This window comes from Gilvirhabdus luticola, assembly GCF_040117515.1.
GTDB lineage: Bacteria > Bacteroidota > Bacteroidia > Flavobacteriales > Flavobacteriaceae > Gilvirhabdus > Gilvirhabdus luticola.
Genome location: NZ_JBEEEN010000003.1, coordinates 200,465 through 221,000, shown reverse-complemented (window position 1 = coordinate 221,000; position 20,536 = coordinate 200,465). Strand labels below are relative to the sequence as shown.

Annotated in this window: 15 protein-coding genes; 8 read left to right on the top strand and 7 right to left on the bottom strand. The window is 31.9% G+C overall.

Going from position 1 to position 20,536, the window contains the following annotated elements:
- Positions 1 to 126: 126 nt before the first annotated feature.
- From AAFP94_RS08005 to uvrB, 3 genes are all read left to right on the top strand, one after another.
- Complete coding sequence (locus tag AAFP94_RS08005; RefSeq protein WP_316662043.1) at positions 127 to 4,962, top strand: choice-of-anchor L domain-containing protein; 4,836 nt, start codon at positions 127 to 129, stop codon at positions 4,960 to 4,962.
- A gap of 62 nt (positions 4,963 to 5,024) precedes the next feature.
- On the top strand, positions 5,025 to 7,355 hold the full coding sequence (locus tag AAFP94_RS08000) for a choice-of-anchor L domain-containing protein (protein ID WP_316662042.1): 2,331 nt from the start codon (positions 5,025 to 5,027) through the stop codon (positions 7,353 to 7,355).
- Between the two features lie 3 nt (positions 7,356 to 7,358).
- The gene (gene uvrB, locus AAFP94_RS07995; protein WP_316662040.1) at positions 7,359 to 9,362 is read left to right on the top strand and encodes an excinuclease ABC subunit UvrB; all 2,004 of its coding nucleotides are present in this window, start codon (positions 7,359 to 7,361) and stop codon (positions 9,360 to 9,362) included.
- Here uvrB and AAFP94_RS07990 read toward each other — a convergent pair.
- Positions 9,359 to 9,760, bottom strand: a complete 402-nt coding sequence (locus AAFP94_RS07990; RefSeq protein ID WP_316662038.1) for a TerB family tellurite resistance protein — start codon at positions 9,758 to 9,760, stop codon at positions 9,359 to 9,361. The two genes, uvrB and AAFP94_RS07990, sit on opposite strands and share 4 nt — an antisense overlap.
- Before the next feature lie 483 nt (positions 9,761 to 10,243).
- Between AAFP94_RS07990 and AAFP94_RS07985 the strand changes: the two genes are divergently transcribed.
- Entirely contained in the window at positions 10,244 to 10,486 is a 243-nt protein-coding gene (locus AAFP94_RS07985) for a DUF1456 family protein (protein WP_316662036.1), read from the top strand.
- Positions 10,487 to 10,546: 60 nt separating this feature from the next.
- Here the strand turns inward: AAFP94_RS07985 and AAFP94_RS07980 are convergent, their stop codons facing one another.
- Entirely contained in the window at positions 10,547 to 10,891 is a 345-nt protein-coding gene (locus AAFP94_RS07980; RefSeq protein WP_316662034.1) for a hypothetical protein, read from the bottom strand.
- A 184-nt stretch (positions 10,892 to 11,075) separates the two neighbouring features.
- Positions 11,076 to 12,266 carry an ADP-forming succinate--CoA ligase subunit beta gene (sucC, locus tag AAFP94_RS07975; protein WP_316662032.1) on the bottom strand — a complete coding sequence of 397 codons (1,191 nt, stop codon included), beginning with the start codon at positions 12,264 to 12,266 and terminating at the stop codon, positions 11,076 to 11,078.
- A 213-nt stretch (positions 12,267 to 12,479) separates the two neighbouring features.
- On the opposite strand from sucC, the gene lysA reads away from it, so the two are divergent.
- The 4 genes from lysA to AAFP94_RS07955 all read left to right on the top strand — a co-directional run bounded on the left by lysA (position 12,480) and on the right by AAFP94_RS07955 (position 17,081).
- Entirely contained in the window at positions 12,480 to 13,685 is a 1,206-nt protein-coding gene (gene lysA, locus AAFP94_RS07970) for a diaminopimelate decarboxylase (protein WP_316662031.1), read from the top strand.
- An 83-nt stretch (positions 13,686 to 13,768) separates the two neighbouring features.
- Positions 13,769 to 14,854 carry an SRPBCC family protein gene (locus AAFP94_RS07965; protein WP_316662030.1) on the top strand — a complete coding sequence of 362 codons (1,086 nt, stop codon included), beginning with the start codon at positions 13,769 to 13,771 and terminating at the stop codon, positions 14,852 to 14,854.
- Positions 14,855 to 14,993: 139 nt separating this feature from the next.
- On the top strand, positions 14,994 to 15,875 hold the full coding sequence (locus AAFP94_RS07960) for an ester cyclase (protein ID WP_316662028.1): 882 nt from the start codon (positions 14,994 to 14,996) through the stop codon (positions 15,873 to 15,875).
- Between the two features lie 303 nt (positions 15,876 to 16,178).
- The gene (locus AAFP94_RS07955; protein WP_316662026.1) at positions 16,179 to 17,081 is read left to right on the top strand and encodes a hypothetical protein; all 903 of its coding nucleotides are present in this window, start codon (positions 16,179 to 16,181) and stop codon (positions 17,079 to 17,081) included.
- Positions 17,082 to 17,089: 8 nt separating this feature from the next.
- Here AAFP94_RS07955 and AAFP94_RS07950 read toward each other — a convergent pair whose 3' ends face one another.
- From AAFP94_RS07950 to AAFP94_RS07935, 4 genes are all read right to left on the bottom strand, one after another.
- Positions 17,090 to 17,467 (bottom strand): VOC family protein, encoded by a 378-nt coding sequence (locus tag AAFP94_RS07950; protein WP_316662025.1) that lies wholly within the window; start codon positions 17,465 to 17,467, stop codon positions 17,090 to 17,092.
- The gene (locus AAFP94_RS07945; RefSeq protein WP_316662023.1) at positions 17,467 to 18,051 is read right to left on the bottom strand and encodes a hypothetical protein; all 585 of its coding nucleotides are present in this window, start codon (positions 18,049 to 18,051) and stop codon (positions 17,467 to 17,469) included. The genes AAFP94_RS07950 and AAFP94_RS07945 overlap by 1 nt, the downstream gene beginning before the upstream one ends.
- A gap of 4 nt (positions 18,052 to 18,055) precedes the next feature.
- Entirely contained in the window at positions 18,056 to 19,459 is a 1,404-nt protein-coding gene (locus AAFP94_RS07940; RefSeq protein ID WP_316662021.1) for a M20/M25/M40 family metallo-hydrolase, read from the bottom strand.
- Between the two features lie 78 nt (positions 19,460 to 19,537).
- Positions 19,538 to 20,419 carry a PPK2 family polyphosphate kinase gene (locus tag AAFP94_RS07935; protein ID WP_316662019.1) on the bottom strand — a complete coding sequence of 294 codons (882 nt, stop codon included), beginning with the start codon at positions 20,417 to 20,419 and terminating at the stop codon, positions 19,538 to 19,540.
- Positions 20,420 to 20,536 lie beyond the last annotated feature (117 nt).

Below are 20,536 nucleotides of genomic sequence, written 5' to 3'. Positions count from 1 at the left end.
AAAAGTGCATTTTATCGGATTTTTTTTGCGTTTTGTCTAAAATTACACTATTTTTCTCCCTGTTAATAAGGATTGCATTGTCAATTTACCCAAAGTAAAAACAGTGAACTGAACGGCCTACATGATATGAAACCTACTTATTCATATATACTTATACTTTTTTTTATAAGTAAATTCGCTTTTTCCCAGCAAATTTCTGTAGATAATTCTGTACCCTTACAAACATTAATTGAAGATTATTTGGTTGATGGTTGTGTTGAAATTTCAAACATTTCTACTACTGTTAATGGTATTAGCAATGGAAATCCAAGTTATGCAAGTTTCAACAGAGGAAGTTCAAACTTTCCTCTAGAAAGTGGTATTGTTATTTCTACAGGTAATGCAAATTCAGGAGGTAACAGTTTAAATACAACAGACTTAAGTGAAGGTACCGCTGGTTGGGGAACAGATCCAGATATAGAAACTGCTCTAGGAATAACCAATACTCTAAACGCTACTTCAATTGAATTTGATTTTATATCCGTATCAAGCCAAGTTCAATTTAATTATATATTCGCTTCTGAAGAATATTCAAACATTTGGCCTTGTCAAGATCAATATGCTGACGGTTTTGTTTTTTTAATTAGGCCAACCGCCAGCACAGTTTATAACAATATTGCGTTAGTCCCAGGAACATCAGATGAAGTTGGCTCTAATACTATTCATGATGAAATCTTTGGAGTATGTCTTGCTGAAAATGAACAATATTTTGATGGTTATAATTTAGGTGACACAAATTATAATGGTAGAACCACAGTATTGACAGCAAATTATAATACAACACCTTATGTACAATATCATATCAAACTTATCATTGCAGACAAATCTGATTATACTTTAGATTCTGCTGTGTTTATTGAAGCAAGTTCTTTTACTAATCTTGATTTAGGTGAAGATATAACAACTTGTGCTGGTTCTGTCCCTTTAGACGGTGACATACAAAATCCACAAGCGAGTTATCAATGGTATTTCAATAATTCATTAATAAGCGGACAAACAAACCCAACAATAAATGCCAGCCAAAGTGGTACTTATAGATTGGAAATTACTCTTCCTTTAAATAATTCTAATTGTATTATTGATGATGAAGTTAATGTTACTATAGATTCTGAACAAAGTGCCAATCCTATTTCTAATTATGAATTATGTGACAATGGTAGTGACGGCATTGAACAGTTTGATTTAACAAATATGGATGCAGAGGTTATGGCTTCTGTTCCTTCTGGAAGCTATAACTTTTCATATCATTATTCAGATAGTGATGCTAGAAATAATGTAAATAGTATAAATAGTTCTATTTCAAATTCGTCAAATCCACAATCTATTTTTGTTAGAATAGAAGACACAAACACAGGTTGTCTTGCTTATGCCACCTTTGATTTAGTGGTAAATGCGCTTCCAAATGTTACAGCTCCAACAACTTTAGTTATATGTGAAGATGAAGTGGCGGACGGCTATACTGGTTTTGACTTAACTTCAAAAGATAATGAAATTACATCTGGCCAAAGTAATTTAAATGTTACTTATCATTTTACACAAGCAGATGCAGACAATGGAGTAAATTCAATTTTATCTCCTTATTATAATATTAATACACCAAATGACCAACTTTTTGTAAGAGTAACAGACACACAAACAGGTTGTGCTAGAACAACTACATTAGATCTAACAATAATTGATAGTCCAATAATTAACCGAGATCCTGTATATATTGATGCTTGTGACCAAGATTATGACGGCTTCGCAACTTTTGATCTTACATCAGTAATTTCAGGAATTTTACAAGGATTGTCTAATGTTACAACAACGTTTCATTTAAATCTAGCCGACGCGCAATCTGGCAGCAATGCAATTCCCAATGCAAATAATTATCAGAATATAGATCCTGAAGAGCAAGTTCTTTATATTAGGGTTGAAGATAATAATAATGGCTGTCCAGCTATTATGCCTATAGAAGTTCACACCAATATGCTGTTGACTGCTACGGCAATTCAAAATTTTGCTTTATGTGACGATGAAGGCAACGATGGCATAGAAGATTTTAGTTTGACTGCTATAGCTAATGTAATAACCAATGGTATTCCAAATGTGAATATTTCATTTTATGAAACTCAAGCTGACCTAAACAATGGCACTAATGAAATAGATGCTTCCAATCCATATACGGCTACAAGTCCACAAACATTATACATCAGTTTAGGAGATGGTAATTGTACAGAAGAATCTGAAATTACACTATATGTAAATCCTGTTCTGCTCTTTAATCCTGTTAATCCTATTGATTATTGTGATACTGATGAAGACGGGTTTACTTCAATTGACTTGGATTCATTTGATCCAATCGTGACTTCGGGAAATCCTAATTTTGGTGTTAGATATTTTACAACACAAGCTGATGCAGAAACTGGTGTTAATCAACTTCCACAATTTTATACGAATGTTTCAAATCCTGAAACTATATTTGCCAGAATAGAAAATGTTGATACTGGTTGCTTTACCGTAAATTCTTTTGAAGTTAATGTATTACCAACAGCAACGGTGAGTCAACCTTCAAATATTATTATCTGCGATTCTGATCAAGACGGATTTTCTGTAATAAATCTAGATTCAAAAATTCCAGAAATAGTTTCAGATTCAACAGGTTTAGATATTTCTTTTTTCACAGATAATGATGATGCTATTAACAACACAAACTCCATTACTGGCACAACAGCTTATAATGCAAATTCTCAAACCATTTTCACTCGTGTTGAGACAACTATGACAGGGTGCTATGCTATAGTATCGTTTGATATACTGGTTAATACACTTCCAAATTTTCCAAACATTACGTCTTTTCAGCTTTGTGAAGATGACAATGACCAAATTGCAGATTTTCTATTAGTTGACAAAGATTTAGAGATTTTAAATGGCCAAACAGATAAAGTTGTATCATACTATGAAACTCAAATAGATGCTGATAATGCAACAAATGAAATAGACAAAAATTCATTTTATCAAAATACATCTAGCCCACAAACTATTTATGTAAGAGTAGAAAATATTTCAGACATTAATTGTTATGGAACCTCTTCATTTACTATTCAAGTGGCTGCAAATCCAGAATATAATCCGCCAACATCCTACCTGGTTTGTGATGATATTAGCAACGATGGGATTAGTGAATTTGATTTTAATGAGAAAGTTGCCGAAATTTCCCAAGGTATTGCAAATCCTTTAAATATTTCATTTCATGTAAGCTTACAGGATGCAGAAGAAAATATTAATCAGCAATCATTTCTGTTTACTAATACAGAAAATCCACAACAGATTTATGTTAGAATTGAAAATAGTGCTTCCACATGTGTAATCATTGAAGAATTTGGGATTAATATTATCCCTGCTCCTAGTGTAACACTTGCAGAACCTTTTGAACAATGTGATATTGATTATGATAGTATAGTAAATTTTGACTTAACAATGGCTGACTTCCAAATTTTAGATATAAGACAGAATGATTTAACAATTCAATATTTTGAAAGCTTGACAGATCTGGAATTAAATGCAAATGCAATAGCCAATGCAAACAATTACTCTAATTTGAGTAATCCTCAAACTGTTTATATTAAAGTTACTAATACGGTTACACAATGTTATTCTGCAATCCCTTTGGATCTCATAGTTAATGTTCCACCAAGTGTTAACAATATTGGAACCGTTGACACATGCGATAATGACACTGATACGTATGACTTATCTCACATCAATAATCTACTAGTTAATAATGTTAATGATGTAATTATAAGTTATCATAATTCTCAAAGCGAAGCTGAAACCTATACTAATCCTTTGGGTTCTACATTTAACTATACAGCTTCAAATCATACAATTTATGCAAGAATAATTGATGCACAAACAGGATGTCCAATAGTAACGTCCTTTATATTACAAATTAATCAAAATCCTATAGCAAATTCTCCTCAAGACCTGATAGCCTGTGATGATGATTATGATGGTTTCTTAGCTTTTGATTTGTCTGTTCAAGACTCACAAATTATTGGAAGTCAAGATCCAAGTAATTTTACTATTTCCTATTATGATTCATTTGACAATGCAGAAAATGGTACAAATAGTTTAAACAATTCACATTCTTCTTCTGACGGAGAAATAATATTTGCAAGAATTGTAAACAATGCAACAGGCTGTTTCGATACAACTCAATTCATGACTATTGTTAATCCATTACCTGTTATAAACATTAATGATGTTGTAGCTATTTGTAGAAATGATTTGCCACTAATTGTAAGTGCAGACACTGGCAATATTGGATATACATATTTATGGTCTACTGGAGAAACATCATCAGAAATAGCATTGGGTTTAGAAGATGTTGGAGATTATTGGGTTACCGTAAATACTGCTTTAGGTTGTAATGCTACAAGATCTTTCTCTGCTAGAGAATCTGAAGAAGCTAATATTGAATTTACAACTACTGTTGATTTTGCAGATCCAAATAGTATTACTATCAGCGTTAGTGGTATTGGTGATTACGTTTTTATCCTTGACAATGGTTTAGAGCAAACTTCAAATGTATTTAACAATGTTTCTTTAGGCCCTCATATTGTTACTGTAAGGGATTTATTTGGTTGTAGAGATGTATCTCAAGAAGTGGTCGTCATTGATGCACCAAAATTTGTGACACCAAATAATGATGGGTATTTTGATAGTTGGCACATTGCGGGTATAGACCAATTGCCAGGAACTATGGTTTATATTTATGACAGATATGGAAAACTACTTAAAACGCTAACCCATACTTCTGAAGGTTGGAACGGAATGTTTAATGGAAAATATATGCCTTCAGATGATTATTGGTTTGTGGCACAAGTAAAAAGAGGCACATCAGAGTTTGACGTCAAGGGACACTTTGCCTTGAAGCGTTAAAACATTCAAATTTCGGTCAATAAAATAGTATATTATTTATCTTTGCTTTCCAATAAAGATAAATGAAGCAATTCTTTTTAATTATATCACTTTTATTATCATCGCTTTGTTATTCTCAATATGTTTCGGTTGATAGCCAAACATATACTCCACAAGAACTCATAGAACTAGTTTTGTTAAATAGCACTTGTGTACCCAATTCCAATTTTACAAATGTTTTAGGCGGAAATTTTAATGGTACGGATGAAAGCTATGGTTATTTTGATGCTTCTGGTACTATATTCCCTTTTCAAAATGGTGTGGTTTTAAGTACTGGTCGCTTACAAAATGTAGAAGGTCCAAACACTACATTAAGTGATGACGATGCGCCAAATTGGAATGGAGATAATGATCTAGAAACTATTTTAAATGAAACTGATACACATAATGCAACAGTTTTAGAATTTGAATTTTCAACTATTGCAGATCAAATTAATTTCAGATATATTTTTGCTTCAGAAGAATATCAGGAAAACAACCCTAACACCTGTATATATTCAGACTCTTTTGCATTTTTAATTAGACATATAAATGAGCAGGAATATACCAACATAGCTGTTGTACCTAATACACAACCTCCTGAAGCGGTTAAAGTCACAACAGTTCACCCTGATATTCCAAATGGATGTCCTGCTCAAAATGAACAATATTTTGGAAGTTGGAACGGTGCTAATGCCCCCATAAATTTTAATGGTCAAACAGCCGTTCTAACAGCAGTTGCAAATGTAATTCCAAATGAAACCTACCATGTAAAACTTGTAATAGCAGATGAACAAAATTATCGTTATGACTCTGCTGTATTTTTAGAAGGAGGAAGTTTTACTTTAGGAAAGGATCTAGGTAACAGCAGATTACTTTCTACAAACAATCCGTTGTGTCCAAACGAAACACTAACATTAGACGCAACAATGTCAGGAAATAATACTTACCAATGGTTTAGAGACAATATCTTGATAATTGGTGAAACAAATGCTACGTATCCTGTTAATACTCCAGGCACTTATAGCGTAGAAATTACATTACAAAACAATTGTATTGCCACAGGAGAAATAACTATTGAATACAGTCAACCAATTAACATTAATCCAATAACACTTATAGAATGTGATGAAGATATGGACGGCTTGACAACATACAATCTATTTATTGCAGAACAAGAAATCGTTAATACTTATCCTGATTATTATATTGCAAACTTTTTTAATTCTCAAAACGACGCTGTTCAAAATGTAAATCCAATTGCAAATGGTACATCATATCAAAATTCGATACCTCAAGAAGTTGTTTTTGCAAGAGTAGAAAACCAGTATGGTTGTTTTGATGTTGTAGAAACCACTTTAGATATCTCAAACAATACCTTAAATATTCAACCATTTAATGTTTGTGACGAAGGTGAAAATGATGGGTTTTCAATTTTTGATTTGAATGATTTAAGAATGCAGGTACAACCCAACGTTCCGCCAACAGCTAGTATTTTTTTCTTTGAAACTGAAGAAGATGCATTTAATGAGACCAATGCAATCGATGGTAGTTACATTAACAATAGTCCATATATTCAAACTATTTATGTGAAAGTTCTAGATAATAATCAATGCTATGCGATTACAACGGTTGAATTGAATGTGATTTTTACACCAGAACTGTTTCCAGATGAAAGTATAATTTATTGTTTAAATTCTTATCCTGACTTAATTACACTTGAGGCAGGAATTTTAAACGATTCTCCTTCAAATTATATATACCAATGGTTTTTAGATAATTCATTGTTAAGTGAAACTACTGCCTCAATTAATGTTAATGAAGTCGGTACTTATACTGTTACTGCTACATATTCCAGTGGTTGCTCTCAATCAAGAAATATTACAGTAAACCGTTCAAATTTGGCCACGATTACCAATGTTTCTGTACAGGAATTGACACCAAATAATTCAATTACAGTAAGTGTTTCTGGAGAAGGTAACTATCATTACTCTTTAGATCATGGCCTATTTCAAGATACCAACACATTTAATAATGTTAACGCAGGTTTCCATACTGTTTATGTAAGAGACAAAAATGGTTGTGGAACTGTTGAGCAATTGGTATCGGTTTTAGGTTTCCCAAAATTTTTTACACCAAATGGAGATTCGTATCAAGATACTTGGCAACCACTTGGGGCAAATACTCAATTTAATTCTAATCTTGTTGTAAACATATATGATCGATTTGGTAAATTGCTAAAAGAAATTAGGTCGTCCGGCGATGGCTGGAATGGTACTTTTAATGGAGATGTATTACCAACAGATGATTATTGGTATGTGGTCTTATTCCCAGATGGGAAAGAATATCGTGGACATTTTGCCTTAAAAAGATAATTGATGAAATTCAAAATAGAATCAGACTTTAAACCAACGGGTGACCAACCTGAAGCTATACAACAACTGGTTGATGGTATTAATTCTGAAGAAAAATATCAAACCTTACTTGGTGTAACTGGTTCTGGTAAAACATTTACAGTTGCTAATGTTATTCAAACAGTTGAAAGGCCAACGCTAGTATTAGCTCATAACAAAACTTTGGCTGCACAGTTATATTCGGAGTTCAAGCAATTTTTTCCTAATAATGCGGTAGAATATTTTGTGTCCTATTATGATTACTACCAACCTGAAGCCTATATTCCTGTTTCAGGTGTTTATATAGAAAAAGATTTATCTATAAACGAAGAGATTGAAAAAATGAGATTGAGTACAACTTCTTCCTTACTTTCAGGTCGTAGAGACATTATTGTTGTTGCTTCTGTCTCTTGTTTATATGGTATAGGTAATCCTGTTGAATTTCAGAAAAATGTGATTACTTTAAAAAGAGATCAAACTATTTCTAGAACCAAATTATTACATCAATTAGTCCAAAGTTTGTATTCCAGAACCGAAGGTGAATTCAATCATGGTAACTTTAGAATAAAAGGTGATACCGTTGATGTTTTTCCTAGTTATGCAGATAATGCTTTTCGCATTCATTTTTTTGGAGATGAAATTGAAGACATTGAAGCTTTTAATATTCAAACCAATGAAGTTATAGAAAAGTATGATAGACTTAATATTTATCCGGCTAATATGTTTGTGACTTCTCCAGACATTTTACAGAATGCTATAAAACTCATTCAAGATGATTTGGTCAAACAACATGATTACTTTAAAGAAATAGGTAAACATCTCGAAGCAAAACGTTTAAAAGAGCGCACAGAATTTGATCTAGAAATGATTCGTGAATTAGGCTATTGTTCTGGTATTGAAAATTACTCACGTTATCTTGATGGTAGAGAAGCTGGAACTCGTCCATTTTGCTTACTAGATTATTTCCCAGATGATTTTCTAATGGTTGTTGATGAGAGCCATGTAACCATTTCGCAAGTCCACGCCATGTATGGTGGAGATAGAAGCAGAAAAGAAAACTTGGTTGAATACGGTTTCAGACTTCCTGCAGCTATGGATAACAGACCATTAAAATTTGAAGAATTTGAAGCGCTTCAAAACCAAGTAATTTATGTGAGTGCAACTCCAGCCGATTATGAGCTTCAGAAAACAGATGGTATATATGTTGAACAAGTCATCAGGCCAACAGGTTTGCTTGATCCAGAAATTGAAGTCAGACCAAGTTTAAATCAAATAGACGATTTAATTGAAGAAATTCAACAACGCGTTGAAAAAGATGAACGAACACTTGTAACAACGCTTACCAAAAGAATGGCAGAAGAACTAACAAAGTATCTTACAAGAATTCAAGTGAGATGTAGATACATTCACAGCGATGTTGATACATTGGAACGCGTTGAGATTATGCAAGATCTTCGTAAAGGATTGTTCGATGTTTTGGTTGGTGTGAATCTATTGCGTGAAGGTTTAGATTTACCCGAAGTGTCATTGGTTGCAATTTTAGATGCTGATAAAGAAGGCTTCTTACGATCTGCACGTTCTTTAACTCAAACCGTAGGAAGAGCTGCCAGACACTTAAATGGCAAAGCCATTATGTATGCTGATAAAATTACTAACAGTATGCAAAAAACAATTGATGAGACCAATTATAGAAGAGAAAAGCAAATAGCTTACAATACAGCAAACAATATCACACCACAAGCCTTAAATAAGAGTTTAAATAACGCATTATCAAAAAATTCAGTAAGTAGCTATTACTATGAATTAGAAGCACAGAAAGCAGCTGAACCAGAAAGCGAATATCTTTCTAAATCTGAATTAGAAAAGAAAATTAGAGACAAACGTAAAGAAATGGAACTTGCAGCTAAAGCTTTAGATTTTATAATAGCTGCCAAATTGAGAGATGAAATTAAAAATTATAAAGAAAAATTAGAAAAATTAAAAGTCTAATTGTATTGTGTTTTGAATATATCTATCAACACATCTGGTGGAACTATTTTATTTGGAAAGCTTTCCATTAAATAAAGTACTTTGGTAATAGATTCATGACTTAATCCCATTCTCAATCCAAAGTTATACAATTTAATAACTTCTTTAGGAGTATTTTCATTGTCAATATTCATTAGCAAAACCAATCTATGAAACTGCACAATTCTTTCGCTGTGAGACTTTAAATGTGTATATGTTACAGGATGCTCAATCAAATAATCAAAATCTTCACGAGATATTTCTAGTTGCTTGGCTACACCCAATAAAAAATTATACTCAATTTGTTTTAAGTTGTCTTCTCCTTTGGCAAAGGATATCATCTCTGAAAGGAGACTTAACTTTTCGACCCTGTTTATCATTTTTGAGAGAGGATTAATAATTATATGGTAAAGGTAAGCAGAATCACTATTTTATCGTCGTTGATATAATGTATCTTGTCGAATAATGAGCTACATTTTATCGATATTTTTTTTTACTTCATCTTTGGTTGATTGTTAAGTTTAAGAAAAAAGTTGCCTTTTGTTCAATATTTCCTTTAATTCTAACATTAAAATATTAATATTAATAAATTGATAATCATATAGTTGAAATCATCTCTTCTAAATTTTATAGACGATTACAGTACTGACAATATGGATTTATTTACAAAAATATCACAAAACGCCAGAAAAACCATTTCAAGTAACTTAATGATGTAGTTATAAAGTGTAAAAGAATATAGTAAATTTACAATGTAAAGGAGCAAGGTAGAATAACGAATAACCAGTATTTAGAATCTTTAGAACATAACAAAATTTCATGGGTATTATCATATAGATCTTACGAACATTTAATTAAATAAAATGACAAATAACGACATCTTAAAAAAACTACGAGTGGCTTTGAAGCTTCGTGATGATGAAATTGTAGAAATATTAAAACTGGTAGATTTTAGAATTTCAAAAAGTGAACTTGGGGCTTTCTTCAGAAAAGAAGATCATCCAAAATATATGGAATGTGGTGATCAAATTTTACGTAATTTTTTAAACGGTTTGGTTATTCATCTTCGCGGACCAAAACCTGAAAAGCAGCAATCAAAAAAATAAAAAACTCCCAATGCGTATTGAGAGTTTTTCTGACTAATTCAAAAAAAGAAGATTCTTTTTTTATTTTGATGGGGTTATTCTAACAGGTACAATATACTCCTGATCTTTGTTTGTAAAATTTTTTGAAACCTTTTTGTAATTCAATCTGCTCTTTATGTAATTGTTTATTAATTCATTTTCAGAGTTTACAAATAACACAACCATTTCGTTGTTTTCGTTTAAAACAAGTCTTACATAAGCTTGTACTTCATTTTCAACTGTGAAACTTGGCTTTTTTAATAGTTCTCCAATTTCGCTAGTTATAGCTTTTGATTCGATAGCTGTAGCTGATTCCGTTGCGTTTGCTGAAAATAAGCTTCCTAAAGTAATTACTGCAATCAGTAACATAGATTTTAATGTTTTCATAATTATTCGATTTTTAAGATTAATGATATACAAATAGACTCAAAAAAATATTATTTGTTACGTTATTTATAATCATTTAACTATTTTTTAACCTAATAATTATTTTTTTAACATTATTTATGTTAAAAACATAAAAAAAGATCCTAAAAATTTAGAATCTTTTATTTTTAAATCTGATAGTTCCTTATGAAAGCACTAATTGTACTTTATCTGCAGCTTCTTGGAATTCTGTTGCGCTTAAAACATCCAATCCTGAATTGTCAATTAACTCTTTTGCTATATCTGCATTTGTCCCTTGCAGACGAACTATAATAGGGACATTTATGCTTCCCATATTTTTATAAGCATCTATAACACCTTGAGCTACTCTATCACAACGCACAATACCTCCAAAAATATTAATAAGAATGGCTTTTACATTTGGGTCTTTCAAAATAATTTTAAAAGCTGCTTCTACTCGAGCTGCATCGGCTGTACCTCCAACATCCAAAAAGTTTGCTGGTTCACCACCTGCTTGCTTTATAAGATCCATAGTGGCCATAGCTAAACCTGCACCATTTACCATACAACCAACATTACCGTCAAGGTCAACATAATTAAGACCAACCTCTTTGGCTTCAACTTCTATAGGATTTTCTTCACGTAAGTCTCTTAAATTCACATATTCCTTATGTCTGTAAAGCGCATTGTCATCAATAGTAACTTTCGCATCTACTGCCATAATTTTATTGTCGCTGGTTTTTAAAACCGGATTAATTTCAAACAACGAAGAATCTGATTTTACATAAGCAGTGTATAAAGCATTTACAAACTTGGTCATCTCTTTAAATGCAATGCCAGACAAACCTAAATTAAATGCTATCCTTCTCGTTTGAAAAGGTAATATTCCTACTGAAGGATCTATTTCTTCAGTAAAAATTAAATGTGGTGTTTCTTCAGCTACTTTTTCAATATCCATTCCGCCTTCTGTAGAATACATAATCATATTACGCCCTTTAGCACGGTTTAATAAAACAGACATATAATACTCTTCAGGTTCACTTTCTCCAGGATAATAAACATCCTCAGCTACCAATACTTGATGCACCTTCTTACCTTCTGCTGAAGTTTGAGGTGTAATCAAATTCATTCCTATAATTTGTCCAGCAAGTGTTTCAACCTCATTTAAATTTTTAGCAAGCTTTACGCCTCCTCCTTTACCTCTTCCGCCTGCATGGATTTGAGCTTTTATAACATGCCATGACGTTCCGGTTTCTGATGTTAATTGTTTTGCTGCTGCAACAGCTTCATTAGCATTTTGGGCAACAATACCACGTTGAATCCTTACACCAAAACTACTTAAGATTTCTTTTCCTTGATACTCGTGTAAATTCATTTTTATTAAATAAAAGTTTAATTTTCTTCTTTAAAGGTTCGAAGAATTAAGATGCACAAAAGTAAACATCATTAAGCTTTAAACCAATATTTTTTACAACTGATTGATTTCATTATAAATATCTTAATTTTTAACACGGATTTTTAGGATTTAAATATCAATACATTTGAAAAAACTTTATAGTTTAGCAGCCAATTTAATTTTATACAAAAAATGAATAATAATGCCTTATTAAAAATTGCAAGGGACTTTGGAAGTCCAGTTTATGTTTACAACTCCGAAACTATTGTTTCTCAATATAAACGCTTAACATCTGCATTTAATAAGGTAAAGAAGATTAAGATAAATTATGCAGTCAAGGCGCTATCTAATATTTCTGTCTTAAAATTGTTAGGCACTTTAGGCTCTTGTCTCGATACGGTTTCAATTCAAGAAGTGAAATTAGGTTTAGAAGCTGGTTTTACACCAGATAAAATCATTTATACGCCTAATGGTGTCTCTATAGAAGAGATTGAAAAAGTTGCTGCTTTAGGTACACAAATCAATATAGATAATTTAGTTATACTAGAACAATTTGGTGCTAAACATCCAGAAATTCCAGTATGCATCCGTATCAATCCTCATGTTATGGCTGGCGGCAATACCAATATTTCAGTTGGGCATATAGATAGTAAATTTGGAATTTCTATACATCAAATACCTCACATTTTACGCATTGTAAAAAACACAGGCATGACTATAAATGGAATTCACATGCATACGGGAAGTGATATTTTGGATGTTGAAGTATTTTTATATGCGAGTGAAATTTTGTTTGAAACCGCCAGAAATTTTAAAGATTTAGAATTTATTGATTTTGGTTCTGGCTTTAAAGTTCCTTATAAAAAAGGTGATATAGAAACCAATGTTGAAGAATTTGGCGAAAAGCTTTCAAAACGATTTAATGAATTTTGTAAAGAATATGGCAGAGAACTCACTCTTGCATTTGAGCCTGGAAAATTTTTAGTGAGTGAAGCAGGTGAATTTTTGGTACAAGTAAATGCTGTTAAACAAACAACATCTACCGTTTTTGCACAAGTAGATTCTGGATTTAATCATCTAATAAGACCTATGCTTTATGGCTCTCAACATGAGATAAGAAACATCTCCAATCCAAAAGGAAAGGAACGCTTTTACTCTGTTGTAGGATATATATGTGAAACAGATACTTTTGCAAACAATAGAAGAATCACAGAAATAAGTGAAGGAGACATTTTGGCGTTTAAAAATGCTGGAGCTTATTGTTTTTCAATGGCATCAAACTATAATTCTCGATACAGACCTGCTGAAGTGCTTTGGTACAACAATAAGGCACATTTAATAAGAAAACGTGAGACCTTTGACGATATCATCAAAAACCAGATAGAATTGACTTTTTAAATAAAAGCGCAGAAACTTAAATTTCTGCGCTTTTTTTATATATTTAGTAAAACGCTTTCAACCACTTTAAAATCAAATAAATTTTGAAAAAAAAATTCCACATAAATGCAGATATAAAAGTGGCTGAAACACTTCCGGCAAATTTTTATAGATCTGAAAAAGTTTTTGAAGCCATTAAAGAAGATGTTTTTGTAAAAACCTGGCAATTTATTGGAGACGATGGTTTAATTCCTTTTACTGAAACTGTTCATCCGTTTATAGTACTAGAAAATTACATAACTGAGCCGCTTTTACTTGTAAGAGATAAAGAAGACAACATTAATTGTTTTAGTAATGTATGCACACATAGAGGAAACATTCTAATAACCAATCCTGGAAAAGTAAAACAATTGACCTGTATGTATCATGGAAGACGTTTTAACTTGGATGGTTCTTTTAAGTCTATGCCAGAGTTTGAAATGGCCGAAAATTTTCCGCGACCATGTGACGATCTTCATGAATTTCCGATTAGAAATTTAGGCCCATATCTTTTTGTAGCACTGAATCCTGCTTATGATTTTGATGATGTATTAAATAAAATGATTGAGCGAATTGGGTTTCTACCTTTGCATCAGTTTAAATTCAACAAAAGTTCAAGCAAAGATTATTTGATTAATTGTCATTGGGCTTTATATTGTGATAATTATTTAGAAGGCTTTCATATTCCTTTTGTACATGATGATTTAAATAGCGTGCTAGATTATGGTAATTATACCACTGAAATTTATGAGCACTTCAACCTCCAAATTGGTTATGCAAAAGATGGTGAAGAAGTTTTTGAATTGCCAGAATACCATGTTGATTATGGTAAAAACATAGGAGCCTATTATTACTGGATTTTTCCTAATATGATGTTTAATTTTTATCCTTGGGGTTTATCAATAAACATTGTAAAGCCAATAAGCATTAATAAAACCAAAGTATCTTTTCTAACCTATGTACATAATGAATCAAAACTAAATAAAGGTGCTGGTGCTTTGCTTGACAAAGTAGAACGAGAAGATGAGTTTGTAGTAGAAAGTGTTCATAAAGGTGTTCAATCCAGATATTATGATACGGGTCGGTTTTCTCCAACCAGAGAGAAAGGTGTACATCATTTTCATCGTCTTTTAGCAAGTTATTTAAAATAAGTAGTGTGTAATATTATTCTTATTAATTTTCTATATTTATAAACGAAAACTCTCAAGTCTTTTTATAATTTTAAAAAACATAGAATATCTATTGAACAATTCAAAATTAATTAATCTATAAACTAAAAAACAACCACTCATGAAAAACACAATTAAACTTATATCTATTGCGCTTTTAGTAATACTAACTGCATGCAATTCTTCGGAGAAACAATTACAAGATAACATTGTTATGTACTCTCAAACTTGGGATGAGATCATTAACAATGGGAATTTAGATGCCATCAATAGTGAAAACTTTGACGAAAATATTACTTTAATTTCTAGCCCAGAAAATATAGTAGGTATTGAAGCCTTTAAGGATTACTATTCAAATTTTGTAACTGGATTCTCTGAAGTTGAATTTAGTATTGTAGATATTTTTGGGCAAGGTGATAAACTGGTAAAACATTGGACATTTAAAGGAACCCATTCTGGTGATTTTTTTGGTATGCCTGGAGCAGGAAAGTCTATTGACGTAGAAGGCACAACCCTTGTTAAAATGAAAGATGGCAAAATTGCACAAGAACAAGATTTTATGGATAATATGGTCTTTTTACAACAACTAGGTATTGTTTCAAATCCAGAAAATGTAGGGATTATAGATGGTATCTATAAATCTTTCAATACAGGAGATATTCCTGCTGTTCTTGCCGTTTTAGATGAAAACGTTGAATGGATTGAAGCAGAAGGCAATGCCTATGCAGATGGTAATCCTTACATTGGTCCTGATGCTGTTTTAAATGGTGTTTTTGCACGAGTAGGTGCAGATTATGAACATTTTGAGGTTGTTGATGTTAAGTTGCATGACATGTCCAATAATCAAGTGCTTGCAACTTTAAGATATAATGGTAAACTCAAAAAGAATGGAGCAACCATAGATGCACAAGTGGCACATCATTGGACACTTAATAATGGAAAGGTAATTGGTTTTCAACAATACGTAGATACCAAACAATTACATGACGCAAATAACAAGTAACTTAATTATACTGTGATTAATAACTACATAATTATTAAATAGTTAAGCCTCCTAACTGATAAAAGTTGTAGCAGTTAGTCTTACTATTTCTAATAATATAGTGCAAATTCCGTATCTTATCTTCTCAATTCATCACTATGAATGGTTTAGATGTTGTTATGGTAATTGCTATTATCCTTTTCGCAAGATTAGGTGTTAGACTCGTTATGAATTATAAAAAATTTAAAAATAAAGGCGAACACAAAAAAGATGATTAAATTTTTCAGCATTCTATAAAAAGAAATAAAATAGTTAATTTTGAAAATGAATTGTTTTAAAATCATCTGTTCTTTAAGCACTTTCCTAATATTCATTTATTCTAGTTATTCTCAAAATTCTGGTTATAAAGAAACGCAGCTTACACAAGAAGGAGACAATCGTTATGCGAGTTATAACAAAGATGGAACAAAAATAATCTTTGAATCCAATCGTGATGGACACTGGCAAATTTATACCATGAATATTGGTGGCGATAGACAAAAAAGATTAATTAAAACCAACTCAAACGACAGAAGACCTACGTGGCATCCTTATAAAGACATTGTGTTATTTGAATCTGATAGAACAGGACAAAGTGAAATTTATATGTACGATTTAGAAACCAGAAAAACATCGGTCATACTTTTATCACTTCATGGGAATAAAACACATGCACAATTTGCACCAAATGGTGTTGAGTATATTTTTAATCTTGAGGATACTTCTGAAGATTTTGATATTTATATAGCACATAGTAAAGGCAGAAAACCAAGAAAAATAGTCGATGATGCATTTGTAAATAGGTATCCACATTATTCACCAAGAGGCGATAATATTTTATATTCGTCTAACAAAAATAATGAGCGAGAAACGGATGTTATTTACTTGTATAACTACATAACACTAGAAAGGTCAAGATTGTCTTATTTTAAAGATCATAGCTTCCATCCTATCTGGTCTTTTGACGGTAGAAATGTTGCTTATGCTGCTGTAATTAAAGATGAAATATCAGAAATATACACCATGAGAAATGATGGTATTGGTAAAAAACGAATCACTTTCAATACTACTGAAGATATATTGCCTAATTGGTCTCCTAATAACCAAAACTTATTGGTAACACGAAAAGTAGGCAGTAACTATCAGATTGTGCGGGTCTTTCTTAACCATCCTTTAGAACAAGAATAAAATTGTAATTACAAATCTTGATAAAACGTTAATCCGTTTTTATATAAATCGTAAAAAGCAAATTCACGAGTTCCCCAATCTGTATCTTTTAAACTGGTATGATCATGAAAAACATCTTGTGTGTTATACTCCTTAAACAGGTCTTCTATATTTTGGGTTACTATGCGTAGCATTGGTCTATCTATAGCTGTTTCCCATTCTGAAACATCATGCCATTGTAAATGAATTTCGATGTCGTCAAGTCTAATGCCAGCATACTTTGGATTTTTAGAATCGTCTGCAAATGCTATTTTAAAATCCAATTTATTGACATAAAATTTAAGTGCTTCAACAACATCTATAACTGGAAGAACAGGATGAATTTGATGTAAATAGCCTTTACCCATTATTCTCTCAATTTACCTTGAAATACACTTACTTTAGAATTGAATGGGTTACCTGAAGACCTACGAAGTAACACCACTTGACCGCAATGCCAAAGCGCATCAGCTATTGGACCGTTAATGTTATTCCAGAAAGGATATTCAGAACTTTGGTCATCTCTTTGAAAAACTATTTTATATTCAGATAGGTCATTATTTTGCCTTAAAATATCTGCGGCTGTTTTAATATTTTCCAATGTTTTTTTTCGCTTTTCAGCAAATGTCATTTCTGGTTCATCAGTTCTTATATTAGGCTTTTGTAATGTAGAATTTACAATAACTTTAGACAGACCATAAATATGATCTATTGTTTCGGCAGTAGTACGCGCATCATCATTAGGCCTGTATGCTAGGTCTTCATCTCTCAAATTTTCTGTTGTCCAATAATATCTAAAACCAAGCCCATCAATCATTCTTGCAGCTACTGCTCCTGCTGTATACGATTCTGGATTATCTGGAATTTGATAATATGGTAGTTCTTCTGAATTTGCTTGAGAGTACATATTTATAGATATTAAAATTGAAAGAAAAAGTGTGACTTTATTCATGGTATTAATTTTTTATTTGTTCTTGATTTGATATTGACGAGGTTCCATACTTATCAAATAGATAGATCAAAGAAGTCATCGAAGCTGCTCCTAATTCTAACTCACGCTTGTTAATAGCATCAAATGTGTCATTACTTGCATGATGATGATCAAAGTATCGTTGTGTGTCTGGTCTCAATCCAGCCAAAACAGTGGTGTCAGATTTTAAAGGCCCTACATCAGCTCCACTTCCGCCTTTAACAAAATGATGAATTAAATAGGGTTCAAATAAAGGTTTCCATGCCAGAACTTTGTTATAAACAGCATCACTACATTCAAAACTAAAGCCTCGCGGAGTAAAGCCTCCTGCATCACTTTCCAGGGCAAAGACATGATTTTCATTTTTACTTTTAGCTACTTCGGCATATTTAGTGGCGCCTCGTAATCCGTTTTCTTCGTTCATAAACATCACTACTCTAATACTTCTTTTTGGGTTTATATTTAATTCTTTCATTAACCTTAAAACTTCCATAGATTGTACTATGCCTGCACCATCGTCGTGTGAACCATCTCCTAAATCCCAAGAATCTAAATGACCACCAACTATAATATATTCATTAGGGAATTCACTTCCTCTTATTTCGCCGATAACGTTGTAAGATTGTACATCTGCCAATTGCTTACAAGATTGCTTAAAATAGAACTTAATATTTTTATCCAATGCCAACATACTACTTAACATTTCTGCATCATTAGTACTTATAGCTGCAGAAGGAATTCTTTTTGAAACTGATAAATTCTCATACGTCATACTTCCTGTATGTGGCAAATCGTCTAAACGTAAATTCATGGAGCGAACAATAACACCAACAGCACCATATTTTGATGCTTCTATTGCGCCTTTGTATCTTTGATTTACACAGCCACCATAAGCTTCAAAAGTGTTTATTATATCAGGTTGCATTGGTCTGTTGTAAAAAACAATCTTGCCCTTAATATTATCTTCGCCCAAATCTGCTAATTCTTCAAAATCATGTACCTCGACTATATTTGCTTTGATTCCTAATGCAGGTGTTGCAACCGAACCTCCTAAAGCACAAATATTTACTGTTGTTGTTCTTCCTGATTTAGTTTCAATAAAAGCATATTCTTTTGCTCCTCTTATCCATTTTGGAACCATTACTGGTTGTAACCAAACTTTATCCAAACCTAAAGAATCCAATTCTGCTTTTCCCCATTCCACAGCCTTTTCCGCTCCCAACGAGCCTGACAATCTACTTCCAATTTGATTAGACAAATAATCTAGCCATTCATAGCTTTTCCCATAAGTCAAAGACGCTTTATAAATTTTTTCTAAAACTTCAGCATCGGATTGAGAATTTACTTGAATGGATACTAATACAAGTAATAGGTATTTTACTAATTTCATTGATTTTTTTTGAGGTTTAAAAATAGGTTTATTAAGTTAAGATTCATTTAAAGAAATCATAAAATTGCTTCGCAGAGTCTATTCTTCAGAATTTAATTGCTCTTTATATAAATGAATATTGGCTTTGGTTTCTTCATCAAGTTCTGGTTCTTTTATATCTTCATATGTACTTAATGTATCAAAAAGAATTTTTGCAACTATGTAACGTGCTGTTGCTTTATCATCAGCTGGAATGATATACCAAGGTGCATGTGGTTTTGAAGTTCTGTTAATAGCATCTTCATAACAGTCTTGATATTTATCCCAAAGTTTACGCTCTTTCAAATCGTCAGCCGAAAACTTCCAATTTTTTTCCTGTTTATTAAGTCGTCTTAACAATCTATTCTTTTGTTCACTTTTTGAAAGGTTCAAGAAAAATTTAAAAATAATAGTTCCATTTTCATCAATATGTTTTTCGAAGTTATTAATTTGTTGAAAGCGAGAATTCCAAAAATCTTCGTTTATATCTTCCAAAGAATTAATACTCGGAATATTTTCACCTAATATATAGCCGGGATGAACTCTAGTTACCAATACATTTTCGTAATGTGTTCTGTTAAAAACTCCAAATTTTCCTCTAGCTGGAAGAGCAATATAGTGTCTCCAAAGATAGTCATGCCCTAATTCTAAATCTGTGGGAACCTTAAAACTATGAACCTCTACTCCTCTAGCATTAAAATCTTTAAATACTTCTCTAATGAGACTATCCTTTCCAGAAGTATCCATACCCTGCAAACATATTAAAACAGAATATTTGTCGTGAGCATATATAGTATCCTGTATCTTCCCTAACTTTTGTCTTACTGTTTTTAGTTCTTTTTTTACTGTTTTTTCATCAACATCCAAATTGTATGTTGTTTTTTGATTTGCTAATGAAATTTGCTTCTTGACAATAAAATTATCGGGTGTAATTGGCCTCATTTATAGTGTTTAATAGAATAAGTTATAAATATACTAAAACAATAAACTCTATTAAAAATATGTCTATTTCATTTTTTTTGTTATTTTCGAACACCTACTTAATGTTATAAAACCTCA